Genomic DNA, 14,642 nt, shown 5'->3' with positions numbered 1-14,642 from the left:
GCTTTGCTTTAAAGCAATAATTTACTGGCCATACCGAGTAAAAGTAAGAATCCAAATACGTCGGTAAATGTGGTAATAATAATTGAAGAAGCGATTGCAGGATCGATACCTACTCTTTTCAGCATCAAGGGTATCCCCGCTCCTGTTACCCCTGCAATAACCAGGTTTCCTGTCATCGCCAGAAAAATAACAAGCCCTAATAGTGGGTTTGCATCAAATACAAGGGCAAAGATGAAAACGATTAATCCGGTTACCGCGCCATTGATCAGACCAACGGTAAATTCTTTCAAGACAGTCCGGTAAGCTTGATTATCAGTCAGGTCATATAAAGAAATCCTTCTTACGGTTACCGCCAATGCCTGAGTGGCTGCATTGCCTCCCATTCCGGCAATAATTGTCATGTAGGCAGACAGCACTGCGATTTTAGCAATAGTTGGTTCGAAATGCCTGACCACTGCCGAGGCAAGGAAAGCAGTCCCTAAATTAATAATTAACCAGGGTAATCTTGATTTTACAGCTTCTACCCAGTTCCCACTTAATTCTTCATCTTCTGATACTCCGGATATTTTCAGGATGTCTTCTGTATTCTCATCTTCCAAAACGTCAATAACGTCATCGAAAGTTACTCTTCCCAATAGTTTCATCTGGTTGTCCAGAACAGGAATACTGGTAATATTATATTGGGAGATCAGCCTTGCTACTTCTTCCTGATCGGTATCCGGACTTACCCAGGCCACATCAGCTTTAACTAATGAAGTGATTTCTACATTTCCTTTGGCTTTGATAATATCTTTTAAGGAGACAATTCCCTGGAATACGTTGTGCTCGTCTACCACAAAAATGGTATAGAATTCTTCAATTTCTTCGCTCTGTCTGATGATTTCGTCAATGGCATCTTTTTTCTTCAGATGAAGCTGAATCCGGATAAACTCCGTATTCATCAGCCCTCCTGCCGTATCCTCGTCGTAACTCAGCAGGTTCCTGATATGAGAGGCATCATCCTCGCTCAGATCTTCCAGAATCTCTTTTTGCTCATGTTCTTCGAGTTGCGAGATAATATCTGTCGCATCGTCATAATCGAGTTCTTCTACAATCTCGGTACGTTTATCAGGATGGAGCTGGAAAAGTAACTCTTCAGGGTGCGCTTCCTCGTGCATTTCTGCAAAAATCTCTGATGCAGTTTCAACGGGAAGAAGGTTGATAATACGCTGTCTGTCCTCTTGTGTCAGACTTTCAAATAAGATGGCAATTTCGGACGCATGGTATTCATCCAGAATTACAGCTAATTGATTATCGCTGCCATTCAGGGCGGATTTTATTCTGGTTACATCAGATTTGTCTAGTTCATAGGATTGCATGCCACGCTAAGGTAATTATATTTTCTCTTTTATGACCGCTGACATTTACTTAAACCACCCTTTTCGCCAAAAATAGATGACTTGGAGGACTGCAATAACAACCATAATCAACATGGTATATAAATATCCATGCGAAGCATAGAGCTCTGGCATATTGTAAGGCATGAATTTATGGGTCACAGGATCTTCTTTGGCAAAGTTCATTCCATAAACTCCGGCAATAAAAGTAAGGGGTATAAATATAGAAGAAATGATAGTAAGCACCTTCATGATTTCGTTCATCCGGTTACTGATAATTGATAGATACATATCAATATTACTTGCTGAAATCTCCTTCAGGGATTCCACTATATCAATAATCTGTATACAATGATCATAAGCATCACGAATATAGAGCTTGGTCTGATCAGTGATCAGGTGACTATCACTACGGAGCATATCATTTAGCTTATCTCTTTCTGGCCATGCGACCCGGCGGATATTAATCAGGTTTCTTTTGATCAGCTGAACATCGAACATAAAACTCTTATCGGGTTTGTCAAACAGGCGGTCTTCTATTGTATCAAGCTCTTCACTCCAGAAACCAAGGATTTCAAAATATTTATCTACAACAATATCCATGAGGGCATACATGATATAACTGCTGCCCGCAATCCGTATATTTCCTTTGCCTGCTTTTAGTCTTTGAATAACCGGACTAAAACAGTCAGAGTAGTTTTCTTGCAGGGTAATCAGCGCGTTATCGGTCAGGATAAAGGATAATTGTTCGTTTTCCAGGTTTTTGTCTTCATCAAGCAACAACATTCTGCTGACTGCAAACACATAGTTATCGTATTCTTCAATTTTTGGTCTTTGATAAGATCTTGTAATATCTTCAAGAATCAACCGGTTCACATGAAGTTCACTGTATAAGGTCTCAAACAACTCCGGAGATCCAAATCCTTTTATTTCAATCCAAAAAGTGAAATTCTTATCTGCCAGCAGCTGGGCAATATGATTGATATTAGGAAGCTCTTTGGTTTCGTAAGCAGACTCACTGATCTTATGGAGTGTGATTACTGGTTTTAATGAGTTTTCATCTATATATACTACCCCTGGACTGGAACCCGCCAGAGGTATTTTTAAGCGTTGTTTCTTTTTACGTGATTTACCTTTTTTATCAATACCCATACCTTAGAGATAGTTTTTGGTCTGAGGACCCTGATTGAATAACAAATCAACGATGCTCATGTTTGGCATAAATCCCATTCTATCCCCGAATACCTGAAAATAAGGTTTTGCAGGAATAATCAATTCAGGCTCTTTGAAATGAAGCTTGAGCCTATAATCGTTTTCAGGAGCTATTTCTTTAACATATTCTGTGGTGAAATTAAATTCAGCAGGTTTTTTAAGTTGTTTGAAGATCCATTGCAATATTTCCAGATTATAGTCAAACAGGAACTCGAATTTCTTATGATAAAAAACGGCAAGTTCATCTTCATAATACTCAAAATAGGCCGAATTACGGTAACAGCTTTCCAGGCTTAACCAGTGCAGACGCTGCCATTTAAAATCATAACTTATTTTTACATCTTTTACCTTTGTATGGTATTTTGAACCTTTAATTACTGGCAAAAACAGGTCTAAAGCCCCATTTGGCGAATAAATCCTGGTCCTGTTGCGGTAAGTTTGTTTAGGAAAATGTTCTTCCTTTTCTAAAATGAATTCGTAATTATGAGCGTTTAAAGCAGAGAAATAACTTACAGGAGGAAGATAAAAAAGAGGAAATATAGCTGGATTGTGCATTGGTTAATTTATGTTTGCATTTTCAATCAGGCAAAATAATGATAAAAAAGGCTTTTTTCCTATTTGATCTCCATTTTTTTATGAACGTAAACGAGAAATTAAGCTAATGTCAGAGCCGAGTGTAGCTGTTGTGATCCTCAATTGGAATGGAAAACAATTATTATCTGATTTTTTACCCGGAGTAATTAAAACCAGGTATTCGAATCTTCAGTTAGTTGTAGGTGATAACGCATCGACAGATGGATCTGTTGATTTTGTAAGGGCTAATTTCCCTGATATCCAGGTAATTGTAAATGAACGTAATTATGGATTTGCAGAGGGTTATAACCGGATTCTTAAGCAGGTAAACGCTGATTATTACGTTTTACTGAATTCTGATGTAGAGGTTCCTGAAAACTGGATTGAACCGGTCATCAAAGCCATGGAAGCTGATTCCCGTATTGCGGCTGCTCAGCCTAAAATTAAGTGGCAGAAGAATAAAACACAATTTGAATATGCTGGTGCTGCAGGTGGTTTCCTTGACATTAACGCCTTCCCTTTTTGCAGAGGAAGAATTTTTGATCAGGTTGAGGATGATTTAGGGCAATACAATGATGCTAAAGAAATTTTTTGGGCAAGTGGTGCTGCATTTTTCATCAAAAGAGCACAATGGGAAGAAACAGGAGGTTTAGACCCTGATCTTTTTGCGCATATGGAAGAGATTGATCTTTGCTGGCGTTTAAAGAACCTTGGCTATCAGATTGTCTATTGTCCTGATGCTGAAGTTTACCATGTTGGTGGTGGTACTTTAGCTGCAAACAGTCCATATAAGGTATTTTTGAACTTTAGAAATAACCTGATGGTTATGCAGAAAAATCTGCCTGCTATGGAAGCAGTGTGGAGTATAACACTCAGAATGACTATTGACTTTGTTGCCTGGATGCAGTTCCTGGTTAAGGGGGAAACTAAATTTGCATTTGCTGTGAATAAAGCACATTTTCAGTTCTTAACTAACCTCAGAAAGACAGGCGCTAAAAGGACTAAGAAGCAATTAACCTACTCCAAACACACCGGTGTCTATCATTCCAGTGTGGTCTGGAGTTATTTTATAAAAGGAATCAGAAAATTTAGCCAGCTAAAAGACTTTCGATAGCCAGACGATAGCCGTCTAATCCGAAGCCAGTTAATACGCCTTTGCAGTTTTTCCCAGTCAGGGAAACGTGACGGAATTCTTCTCTGGCATAGATATTAGAAACATGCACTTCGACAACTGGTGTATTAATCCCTGAAATTGCGTCTGCAATAGCTACTGAAGTATGAGTATATCCTCCGCCGTTCAAAATGATACCGTCGTATGAAAAGCCAACTTCATGCAATTTGTTGATCAGCTCCCCTTCTACGTTGCTCTGGAAATAGTCAAGTTCTATATTTTTGTATTTGTCTTTTAATTCTGTAAAGTATCCCTCGAAACTTTTGTTTCCGTATACTCCTGGTTCACGTATGCCCAGCAGATTTAAATTAGGTCCGTTAATAATCTGTATCTTCATCCTTTCAAACTTAGACTTAAAAACTAATAAATAAAAATCCGAGTGATTAATTATCCTTACCATAATTCATTCAAGGCCTACTTAAAGCTGGAACGCGGACTTGCTGAAAACTCTGTTGACGCTTACCTGAATGATGTTGCCAAATTATTTCAGTATTATGAAGTTATTGGCGAGGAATTCTCTGTTAAGAACATATCTGACAGTACATTACATAACTTTATTAAATGGTTGAGTGAGTTGGGAATGCTGGCAAATACACAGGCCAGGGTCATCTCCGGGCTAAAGTCTTTTTTCAATTATCTGATGTTGGAAGGGTTAATTGAGATCGATCCTTCTCAGCAGCTTGATTCTCCCAAACTAAGCAGAAAACTTCCTGATCTATTGAATGTGATAGAAATTAATGCTTTGATTGAAGCTGTAGATGCTTCTAAACCCGAAGGGATGAGAAACAAAGCAATTTTAGAAGTGCTTTACGGTTGCGGATTAAGGGTAACAGAGTTAATTACCCTTCGTATTTCAGATCTGCATCCTACGCAAGAATACATTAAGGTAATTGGTAAAGGAAATAAGGAAAGAATTGTCCCTATCGGAGGCACCGCATTAAAATACATTGATATTTATCTAAGCCAGGTTAGAGTACATTTAGCCATTAAAAAAGGAAATGAGGATTATATTTTCCTGAATAGAATGGGTTCAAGGTTATCACGGATCTCTGTATTTACTATGATTAAAGCACTGGCAAATGCAATAGGCTTAGAAAAGAGTATCAGTCCGCATACATTCAGACATTCTTTTGCAACCCATTTAATTGAAGGCGGTGCAGATTTGAGGGCTGTACAAGAAATGTTAGGGCATTCAAACATTACTACCACAGAGGTTTACACCCATCTGGATAAAGATTATTTAAAAGGTGTGATCACACAGTTTCACCCCAGAACGTAGCTTATAAATTGCAAGAAATCATCTTATAAATTACAGGAAATCATCCTGTCTTTGCCTTGCATATCTTGCTTTAAGATTATATCAGTGAATCCTTTAGACAAAAGCATCTCTACTGTTTCCTTACCTAGATACTCGTTGATCTCAAAGAATAGTTTTCCTTTTGGCTGCAGATTCATCAGCGCGAAGTCTGCAATACTTTTATAGAATAGTAAAGGATTTTCATTGGTCACAAATAAAGCCAGATGTGGTTCATAAGCTAAGACGTTCTGATGCATTTCTTCCTTTTCGTTTTCAGTGATGTACGGTGGATTACTTACAATCAGGTCATATTTCGACGGACTGTTATAGGTCAGAATATCTGAATGAATGAAATTGATAGCAGTAGTATTTAGTGTTGCATTCTCTCTGGCTACTTTTAATGCATCAGCTGAAACATCGAGTGCACTAACTTCTGTTTGTTCGAGATTCTTTTTCAAAGTGATTGCGATACATCCGCTTCCAGTACCAATATCCAGGATGCTGGAAACAGGTTGGGTTTTTACAGTATCCAGGATCCATGCGATGAGCTCTTCAGTTTCTGGTCTTGGAATCAGAACAGCTTCAGTGACTTTAAATTTAAGCCCGTAAAACCAGGCCTCTGCAAGAATATGCTGCACGGGCCTTCCTTTTTTCAATTCCACCAAAATAGAGTTGTAAGCTAAAGACTGTTCAGGATCTAATAATTCCGTAGCATGGATCAACAATTGAGCGCGATTCCATTCAGATACCTGCCCGGCGGCCAGACAAAACAATTGCTTTGCTTCTTCTCCATCATATAATGCGGATAGTTCTTTGATAAAGGATTGTTCTAATTGCTTAACATTCATTAAATGCAAAAGTATTAATAAATGTTGCATCTCTGTGGTCAAAATATTTCAATAGCTCATAAATTGAAGCTATTTTTGTCCTTATGAGCGATGAATTGTACATGAAACGCTGTCTGGAGTTAGCAGAAATGGGTAACGGTCAGGTAAGCCCAAATCCATTAGTAGGTTGTGTAATTGTCAGCGGAGGAAAGATTATAGGTGAAGGTTATCACCAGAAATATGGTCAGGCTCATGCTGAAGTAAATGCTATCCGTTCTGTAACAGACCGGTACGGCGAACAGGCGGCTGAGTTATTAAAAAATGCAGTTGCTTATGTAAGTCTTGAACCTTGTGCGCATTTTGGAAAAACTCCTCCATGTGCTGACTTACTGATTCGTCATCAGCTTAAAAAAGTAGTGATTGGTAACCGTGATCCTTTCCCTGATGTAGATGGTAAAGGAATTGAAAAGTTAAAAAATGCGGGTATAGAAGTAGTTTCAGGGGTACTTGAAGAAGAGTGTTTTGAAGTTAACCGTCGTTTTTTCACAAGAATTACGCAACAACGTCCCTACATCATTTTAAAATGGGCCAGAACAGCGAATGGATATTTTGCACCTAAGAATTCCGTACAACAGTGGATCAGTGGTCCGCTTTCAAAAAAACTGGTTCATAAATGGAGAACTGAGGAAGATGCTATCCTGGTCGGTAAACAAACTGCTATAGCAGATAATCCTGCTCTTAGTGCAAGAGAATGGCCGGGAAAAAACCCTGTCAGGATCGCCATTGACCGTAAACTCGAAATACCAGCAGACAGTAAGTTATATAATCAGGATGCTAAAACCATTATATTTAATGAGCAAAAAACTACTGTAGAAGGTAATATTCATTTTATTGAAATGGAAGACATGCAGTATTATCTGCCTCAAAAGATCGCCTATCAGTTATATTTGATGGATATACAATCTATTATCATTGAAGGTGGCGCAAATATCCTGAACCAGTTTATCTCTTCTGGATTGTGGGATGAGGCCAGAGTCTTTAATTCTACTTCGAGCTGGGATACTGGAATACATTCTCCGCAGATAAATGGCAACATTATGTCAGTTACACAAATAGATAAAGATCAGTTAACTATATATAAAAACTACACTAATAAATGATATACATATTACTCAGCATCAGCTGCAGCGTAACCGTAGCAGTCTTGCTCAAGCTGGCAAAACGCTACAATATTCATGTGCTGCAAGCGGTAATGTGGAATTATCTGGCAGCCATAATTCTTAGTTATATTTTCTTCAGACCAGAGTTAGCTCAGTTGGTGACAGTCCCTACAAGCCTTGCTATTGCAATCGGTGTATTGTTACCTGTCTTATTCCTTATCCTTGGCGCTTCGGTCAGAAACATAGGAATTGTAAAATCAGATATCGCACAGCGTTTATCTTTATTCATTCCTATCCTGGCCTCCTTATACCTTTTCGGAGAAAACTTTGGTGGATTAAAGGTGGCAGGACTTATAGTAGGCTTTGTAGCTATAGTACTTACATTATCCCGTAAGTCAACTGTTAAAGCAGAAACGAGCTCCTATATCTATCCTATTTTAGTTTTTATAGGGTTTGGACTCATTGATGTGATGTTTAAAAAACTGGCATTAGATAAATCTATTCCTTATACGAGTACATTAATGATCATCTTTTGTATCTCCTTTATAATTGCAGCACTGATTTTGGGATATGTTGTTATCGTCAGAAAGAAGAAAGTCGAATTAATCAATTTCTTTTGTGGTATCGTACTGGGTTGCTTCAATTTCGGAAATATTCTGTTTTATATGAAAGCACACCGGGCAATGGCATCAAATCCTTCTACTGTATTTGCCGCTATGAATATGGGAGTGATCATTTTAGGAAGCATAATTGGCATAGTCTTGTTCAAAGAGAAAGTAAGCAAGTTGAATTATATCGGTATAGCCATGGCTCTTGTAGCCATTTTACTAATTACATTATCGCAAAAATATGCTGTTTGATGATACTTATAAGACGATAGATCATCCTGCAGAAGGAACCTTTAAAGATAAAGGGAGTAAATTTATTGCTTTTGCCTACCCGCTGATTTCAGAAAATGAGGTTAAAGCGCACCTGGTAAAATTAAGAGCTGAACATACAAAGGCCAATCATTTTTGCTATGCTTACCGCCTTACAACTGATAAAAGTGTTTACCGTGTAAATGATGACGGCGAGCCTTCTGGTACAGCTGGCAGACCTATTTTAAATGCTTTATTATCAGCTGGCCTGACTAATATACTGGTTGTTGTAGTACGTTATTTTGGGGGTACCCTGCTAGGCGTTCCTGGTTTAATTAACGCTTATAAATCTGCTGCTGTTGAAGCAGTTAATGTAGCAGTGATTGTTGATAAAACTGTTAATGATATTTATCAGCTTAAGTTTGATTACCTGGTCATGAACGATGTGATGCGTATGGTAAAGGAAGAACAGCTGACGGTACTTGATCAACAGTTTGATAATGAGTGTACTATTAAATTTGAAGTTAGAAAATCCCAATTAAATAAAGTTTTACAAAGAGTCGAAAAACAGTCAGGTGTTGAAATAAAATACCTTGGCACTGTTTAAAACCTTAATTTAGAATATCATTAATCCAATTACCATGCAAAAATTATCAGAAGCAGACTTAGTCATCAATCCGGATGGAAGCATCTACCATTTAAATATACTCCCTGAAGATGTTGCAGATACAGTGATCACTGTAGGCGACCCTGACAGGATTTCAGAAATAACAAAACATTTTGACCGCATTGAGCTTAAAAAAGGAAAAAGAGAATTTTTAACGCACACCGGTTATATAGGTACGAAACGCATTACAGTGATTTCTACAGGAATCGGTACTGATAACATTGATATTGTTTTAAATGAGCTGGATGCATTGGTGAATGTAAATTTCGAAACTCGTGAGGTTAAGGAAAAGTTAACTTCATTAGCTATTATCAGAGTAGGAACTTCGGGCGCTGTTCAACCTGATCTGCCAATGGGAACTATCCTGGCCTCTACTTTCGGACTTGGTTTGGATGCTTTAATGCATTATTATGTTCATGGAGTACCTGATGAGGAAAAAGGGCTTTTTGATCATGTGAAAACTCATTTTAAAGATTTACATGCGGTTAATCCTTACCTTACTTCTGCAGATCCGGTATTATTGAACACTATAGGAAAAGGAATGGAACAAGGAATTACAGTAACGGCACCTGGTTTTTATGCTCCTCAGGGACGCCAGGTAAGAGCTCAGAATGCTGTACCAAATTTCATTCAGAAGTTGAATACCTTCAGTTATGAAAACTATAGGATTACCAATCTTGAAATGGAGACTGCCGGTATTTACGCTTTAGCGAAAGTTCTTGGACATAGAGCACTTTCGGTTAATGCCATTTTAGCAAGCAGAGTAAATTATCAGTTTAGTAAAGACCCGAATTCAGTTGTAGATAAGGCAATTAAGCTTGTCTTAGAAAGAATTACAGCTTCTAATTAATTACAAAATTCAGCACCCGTTCAATCAGATGGGTGCTGAATCATAACAATCGCGAACTCTCTTCGCAAAAATCTTCGATGACAAAAAAAAAGCATTTCTTCCTTATTCTCTTATTAGGCTCACTTACTGCATTGGGCCCATTTTCAATCGACATGTATTTGCCGGGCTTTCCTGCAATTGCTAAAGATTTAAATACTTCTATTGCGCGTGTTTCTTTGTCATTATCTGGTTTCTTTATAGGAATTTCCCTTGGACAGTTACTTTATGGGCCATTGTTAGATCGCTTTGGCAGAAAAAAACCGTTGTTTATTGGGCTTGTCATTTATATACTTGCATCTTTGGGTTGTGCTTACACTAAAAGTATCGATGCACTGATCGTACTCCGCTGTATACAGGCTTTAGGCAGTTGTGCAGCTGCAGTAGCTTCAATTGCAATGGTCAGAGACCTGTTCCCTGTTCATGAAAATGCCAAAGTGTTCGCGTTATTATGGTTGGTTGTAGGTGTTTCACCAATGATTGCGCCAACGGTTGGTGGATACGTGACTTCTACTTATGGCTGGCACGCTGTGTTTTTAGTTTTAATGTTGCTTGGTCTGCTAAATCTGATTGCTAGTGTTGCCGGACTTCCTGGTACTTATAAACCTGACACCACTATTTCTTTAAAGCCCAAACCTATTATAATGGGTTTCATTGCTGTTTTAAAAGAGCCGCAGTTCTATACTTACGCTTTTACAGGAGCAGTGGCATTCGGCGGACTCTTTGCTTATATATCAGGTTCCCCCTTGTTATTTATGAAGATTTTTGCTGTAAGTGAGAAAACTTATGGTTGGATCTTCGCTTTCTTATCCATCGGTTTAATCGGTGCCAGTCAGGTCAATACACTAATGCTTAGAAAATACAGTAGTGAACAGCTTATATTTGGCGCATTAACCTGCCAGGCAATTACCGGCGTCGTATTCCTCATTGGAAGTATCAATGGCTGGTTTGGTTTGACAGAAACCATCATTTTACTATTTATATTCTTAAGTTGCCTTGGCTTCGCCAGCCCAAATGCTTCTGCACTGACTTTAGCACCTTTTACTAAAAATGCAGGTAGTGCATCGGCTCTGATGGGAGCCATTCAAATGGGACTGGGTACATTAGCTTCTGTTGCGGTAAGTCTGTTTGATGCACATTCCTCTGTACCTATGGTATCGATTATGGCATCAACATCTATTCTTGCTTTGGCTATTCTCTATTTTGGGAGAAAAAACATTAAGCACAAAGTAGAACTGGACAAAGATAGTGCGATGATATCTTTTCATTAATAATCCAATTATTTGGGGGCAACACCTGGAAGCGGGATGCCCCCTTTTTTGAATGCATCCATCAGTTTCTCCTGGAACAGGAGTTTGGCATCGTTAAAACCATGAGATTTTAACCAGACACTGATCATTACTTTATATCCTGTTTCTTCCAGCAGTGAGATCCCTATTCGGTGTGTTGGTTCTTTGAGCAGATCTGATGAGTCGTTAATAGTTTGTATGGCCAGTTTAGCCAGCTGGTCATAATCGATACCATAACTAAACTTAATTTCAATGTCGAGCCTCCGGCTTCCTTTAGTGCTAATATTGATAATAACTTCATTCGATAGTTTTCCATTAGGTATAACCACCGACCTGTTATCAAAGGTGGTAACTGTTGTATAAAAAATCGCAATATTGGTCACAGTCCCCTCTTGTCCCTGTGCAATAATATTATCTCCAACTCTGAACGGCTTAAGCATTAAAATAAGCACTCCACTTGCAAAATTCTGTAATGTTCCAGACAGCGCAAGACCTGCTGCAACACCCAAAGCACCGATTAACGCCGCAAATACTGTCATTTGTATCCCAATAAATTGCATGACTGTAAAAACAAGTAATACGCGAAGTGCTGTAACCGAAAGACTAATGAAAAAAGGCTTTAAAGAAGGATCAACATCCTTGTTATAAAACCTTTTTTTAATCCATCCGGAGAAAATATTGATGAGCCATAATCCAACTTAAAGGACTGCTATGCCTATTAGAATGTTAGGCCCTTTTTCTACCAGCCAGGTAATCGCTTTATCATAAAGTAAGTCACTATTGTTCTGTGCAGCTAATTTCATAATTGAGTCTTTAAATCCTTAATTGCTCAAATAATAACGTTATCTCAATTGAAAAGTTTAAGATTTTCCAGGATTACAAAACAAAAAGGTGGCACAGATGTTGAATTCATATAGAAACAATAGACAAGACATGTTAAACAAAATCACTCATAACTTAACCATTTTAGCCGCTAAGAAGATTTTGACAACTAATAATGCAGAAAATCTGGGTACGGCCAAAAGGCTGATATCAATTATAGCCGGCGCTTATATTTTTCAAAGGGGTATCAGGTGTTTTTATAAGCATCCGGTAATAGGTTTACAAGAAACCTTTTTGGGAGGTTTCCTGATGTACGAAGCTGTAAAGGGCATTAAAGATACCTATCCTGCAAAACCAACTGACCCTTCGCAAATACGAAGAAATCAAATACAGGGAAATGATCCAAACTCACCGGTTCCGGCATTTGTTTAGGAAATAAGATATACAGGTAAATCAGTTCGTCATGAACTGATTTACCTGTTTTCGGTTCCAACAATCATCTTGCCCAGCCTCTCATAAAATACAGCCAGGCTGCCCATCTCTAAATGAATTATCTTGCAGTGTTTATATATATACGCTTCTCTTTCACTCAGATACATTCTATCACCTAAATACTTTAATATATCTATTATCCGGATATGTATGCCATAAACCTGGCACAAATGGAAGTTTAAATATTTGTCAGCATGGCTTCCAAAAATCAGAATGTCCCTGGTAGCCGAAAATTTGATCCGCTTTAATTCAGCTGAAAGATAATGTTCATCATTCAGCTCTTTCAGAGGCCTCTCAATGTTTTCTATTTTATAAACTAATTTGGTTAACAAATCAAGTTCATTGTAGCTTTCTGCTAGGTATAAATATGGCATAAATTATTTTTCTTCTGATTTATGAATTTCTGGTTCTATGGTAAGCCTTTCCTTTGTGGAGCTTTAACCTCAGTTTTTTTATTCCACCGTCTTTTAACTGTCTGATCCGCTCCCTGCTTAATTTAAAAATCAATGCAATATCATCGAGTGACAAAGGATGCTCTCCTTCTAAACCAAAAAACAAACTCAGCACCTTTTCTTCTCTGCGGGTTAAAATCTTTAAAAGCTGACTGGCTTCTATCCTGTCGGAATCAACAATGAGCAAATGATCAGGATAAGGCTGATGAGCTGGTGTTACTTCTAATAATGTATTGCTAAAATCGGGTTTCAAGATTTCATCCAGAGACATACATCTGCGTACTTTGCTTAAATAACCTGCTACCTGCAGCGTCTTAATGTCCATCTCTCCTGCAATTTCGTCTGCGGTAGGCAGACGTTCCAGGCGCTGTTCCAAACAAGATATAGTACCATTTATTTTAGTGATGGAATTGATCATATTCAGTGGTAAGCGAATAACACGCGTTTGTTGAGAAATAGCCAGCATTATCGCTTGTCTGATCCACCATACAGCAAAGGAAATAAACCTGAACCCTTTGGTATTGTCGAAGCGTGAAGCAGCTTTAATCAAGCCCAGGTTCCCTTCATTAATTAAATCTCCCAGACTCAGCCCGCGGTGCTGATATTGTTTCGCTACTGAAATTACAAACCTCAGATTGGTTTTTACCAAACGATCCAGCGCGGCCTGATCTCCGTGCCTGACTCTTATCGTGAGCTGTACTTCCTCATCAATGGTTAGCAATGGTATCCGCCCTACTTCCAGAAGATATATATTAATGGATTCCATGTCTCTGCCGGTGATGGCATAATCAATCTTTAGTTCTCGCATACATTTAGGTTATTGAGTAAAGTTGTACATAAAGATCGAATAAAGAAAGTTATCACTATTAATCCGATAAATTAACGTTTATAGGAATGTGAGCCGGATATAATCCAGTTCAGGACTATTTAGTAAACGACAAACCGTACAATAAAAAGTTTATTTAAGATTAAAATTATTAATTTAATAAACATTAATCCTCTATATTCACGAATTACAAAAACAATAATTATGGAGAAGAAGCTTGACAGAATAGATATTTCTATTCTTAAACTTTTACAGGGGGATTATTCACGTCCGCACAAGCAGATTGCTGGAGTTTTAAATAGATCAACTACGACAATTAGTGATCGTATTAATAGATTAAAGACAGAAGGTTATATTATTACCTCAGTAGCAGTACTGAGCCGCAGAAAATTAAAGCAAGAAGTTCTGGCTTATATTCATCTTAAACTGAGTCATTGCTCTGATGAAATCATCAATAGGTTCAAAGAAGAGGTTTCCAGGATTAAAGAAGTTTGTGAATGCTGTGCAATTACCGGAGAATATAACATGAAGCTAAAGATTGTGACCACTGATAATACATCCTTTTCAAGTATACAAAGACGCATAGCCAATATCAAAAATGTACAGGCACTTGAAAGTTACGTAGTACTTGATGATATTATTACTGACACCGGGTTCTTTTTTTAACTGAATAAACCGGTTCTGGCGAATAAAATCGGGAGCCGGTTTAAAATCAATCCTGCTAAACTTAAATTA

At 38.0% G+C, this 14,642-nt stretch carries 17 protein-coding genes; 9 read left to right on the top strand and 8 right to left on the bottom strand.

Features of this window, described 5'->3' with window-relative positions:
- Positions 1-8 precede the first annotated feature (8 nt).
- Genes mgtE through ABIB30_RS00465 form a run of 3 tightly spaced genes read right to left on the bottom strand, consistent with a single transcriptional unit; the run spans position 9 to position 3,143 of the window.
- Positions 9-1,358 carry a magnesium transporter gene (mgtE, locus tag ABIB30_RS00475; RefSeq protein ID WP_354298779.1) on the bottom strand — a complete coding sequence of 450 codons (1,350 nt, stop codon included), beginning with the start codon at positions 1,356-1,358 and terminating at the stop codon, positions 9-11.
- A 45-nt stretch (positions 1,359-1,403) separates the two neighbouring features.
- Entirely contained in the window at positions 1,404-2,528 is a 1,125-nt protein-coding gene (gene corA / locus ABIB30_RS00470) for a magnesium/cobalt transporter CorA (protein WP_354298778.1), read from the bottom strand.
- A 3-nt stretch (positions 2,529-2,531) separates the two neighbouring features.
- Positions 2,532-3,143: a WbqC family protein gene (locus tag ABIB30_RS00465; protein ID WP_354298777.1), complete on the bottom strand. Its 612-nt coding sequence runs from the start codon at positions 3,141-3,143 to the stop codon at positions 2,532-2,534.
- Positions 3,144-3,249: 106 nt separating this feature from the next.
- On the opposite strand from ABIB30_RS00465, the gene ABIB30_RS00460 reads away from it, so the two are divergent.
- Positions 3,250-4,275, top strand: coding sequence for a glycosyltransferase family 2 protein (locus ABIB30_RS00460; protein ID WP_354298776.1), 1,026 nt, complete (start codon positions 3,250-3,252; stop codon positions 4,273-4,275).
- On the opposite strand, the gene aroQ is transcribed toward ABIB30_RS00460, so the two are convergent.
- Positions 4,250-4,669: a type II 3-dehydroquinate dehydratase gene (aroQ, locus tag ABIB30_RS00455; protein WP_068407275.1), complete on the bottom strand. Its 420-nt coding sequence runs from the start codon at positions 4,667-4,669 to the stop codon at positions 4,250-4,252. The genes ABIB30_RS00460 and aroQ overlap by 26 nt on opposite strands.
- A gap of 42 nt (positions 4,670-4,711) precedes the next feature.
- On the opposite strand from aroQ, the gene xerD reads away from it, so the two are divergent.
- Complete coding sequence (gene xerD / locus ABIB30_RS00450) at positions 4,712-5,611, top strand: site-specific tyrosine recombinase XerD (RefSeq protein WP_354298775.1); 900 nt, start codon at positions 4,712-4,714, stop codon at positions 5,609-5,611.
- 23 nt (positions 5,612-5,634) lie between these two features.
- Here xerD and prmC read toward each other — a convergent pair whose 3' ends face one another.
- The gene (prmC, locus tag ABIB30_RS00445) at positions 5,635-6,477 is read right to left on the bottom strand and encodes a peptide chain release factor N(5)-glutamine methyltransferase (protein ID WP_354298774.1); all 843 of its coding nucleotides are present in this window, start codon (positions 6,475-6,477) and stop codon (positions 5,635-5,637) included.
- An 83-nt stretch (positions 6,478-6,560) separates the two neighbouring features.
- Here prmC and ribD point away from each other — a divergent pair, with 83 nt between their 5' ends.
- The 5 genes from ribD to ABIB30_RS00420 all read left to right on the top strand — a co-directional run bounded on the left by ribD (position 6,561) and on the right by ABIB30_RS00420 (position 11,297).
- Positions 6,561-7,616, top strand: a complete 1,056-nt coding sequence (ribD, locus tag ABIB30_RS00440) for a bifunctional diaminohydroxyphosphoribosylaminopyrimidine deaminase/5-amino-6-(5-phosphoribosylamino)uracil reductase RibD (protein ID WP_354298773.1) — start codon at positions 6,561-6,563, stop codon at positions 7,614-7,616.
- A complete protein-coding gene (locus ABIB30_RS00435) occupies positions 7,613-8,476 on the top strand; it encodes an EamA family transporter (protein WP_354298772.1) in 864 nt (287 codons plus the stop codon). Before ribD ends, ABIB30_RS00435 begins: the two co-directional genes overlap by 4 nt.
- Entirely contained in the window at positions 8,466-9,080 is a 615-nt protein-coding gene (locus tag ABIB30_RS00430; protein WP_354298771.1) for an IMPACT family protein, read from the top strand. Before ABIB30_RS00435 ends, ABIB30_RS00430 begins: the two co-directional genes overlap by 11 nt.
- Before the next feature lie 34 nt (positions 9,081-9,114).
- Positions 9,115-9,990, top strand: coding sequence for a nucleoside phosphorylase (locus ABIB30_RS00425; protein ID WP_354298770.1), 876 nt, complete (start codon positions 9,115-9,117; stop codon positions 9,988-9,990).
- 77 nt (positions 9,991-10,067) lie between these two features.
- A complete protein-coding gene (locus ABIB30_RS00420; protein WP_354298769.1) occupies positions 10,068-11,297 on the top strand; it encodes a multidrug effflux MFS transporter in 1,230 nt (409 codons plus the stop codon).
- A gap of 8 nt (positions 11,298-11,305) precedes the next feature.
- On the opposite strand, the gene ABIB30_RS00415 is transcribed toward ABIB30_RS00420, so the two are convergent.
- Positions 11,306-11,854 carry a mechanosensitive ion channel family protein gene (locus ABIB30_RS00415; RefSeq protein ID WP_354298768.1) on the bottom strand — a complete coding sequence of 183 codons (549 nt, stop codon included), beginning with the start codon at positions 11,852-11,854 and terminating at the stop codon, positions 11,306-11,308.
- Positions 11,855-12,248: 394 nt separating this feature from the next.
- Between ABIB30_RS00415 and ABIB30_RS00410 the strand changes: the two genes are divergently transcribed.
- Positions 12,249-12,569, top strand: coding sequence for a hypothetical protein (locus ABIB30_RS00410; RefSeq protein ID WP_354298767.1), 321 nt, complete (start codon positions 12,249-12,251; stop codon positions 12,567-12,569).
- Between the two features lie 41 nt (positions 12,570-12,610).
- On the opposite strand, the gene ABIB30_RS00405 is transcribed toward ABIB30_RS00410, so the two are convergent.
- Together ABIB30_RS00405 and ABIB30_RS00400 are read right to left on the bottom strand one after the other, a co-directional pair.
- A complete protein-coding gene (locus ABIB30_RS00405) occupies positions 12,611-13,003 on the bottom strand; it encodes a hypothetical protein (RefSeq protein ID WP_354298766.1) in 393 nt (130 codons plus the stop codon).
- Positions 13,004-13,022: 19 nt separating this feature from the next.
- The gene (locus ABIB30_RS00400) at positions 13,023-13,889 is read right to left on the bottom strand and encodes a sigma-70 family RNA polymerase sigma factor (RefSeq protein ID WP_354298765.1); all 867 of its coding nucleotides are present in this window, start codon (positions 13,887-13,889) and stop codon (positions 13,023-13,025) included.
- 222 nt (positions 13,890-14,111) lie between these two features.
- On the opposite strand from ABIB30_RS00400, the gene ABIB30_RS00395 reads away from it, so the two are divergent.
- Positions 14,112-14,573, top strand: a complete 462-nt coding sequence (locus tag ABIB30_RS00395) for an Lrp/AsnC family transcriptional regulator (RefSeq protein ID WP_354298764.1) — start codon at positions 14,112-14,114, stop codon at positions 14,571-14,573.
- The last annotated feature ends 69 nt before the right edge of the window (positions 14,574-14,642 follow it).

This window comes from Pedobacter sp. UYP1 (assembly GCF_040547305.1).
In the GTDB taxonomy this organism is placed as follows: Bacteria; Bacteroidota; Bacteroidia; order Sphingobacteriales; family Sphingobacteriaceae; genus Pedobacter.
The sequence above is the reverse complement of the archived record's forward strand: the minus strand, read 5'-3'. Positions and strand labels throughout refer to the sequence as shown.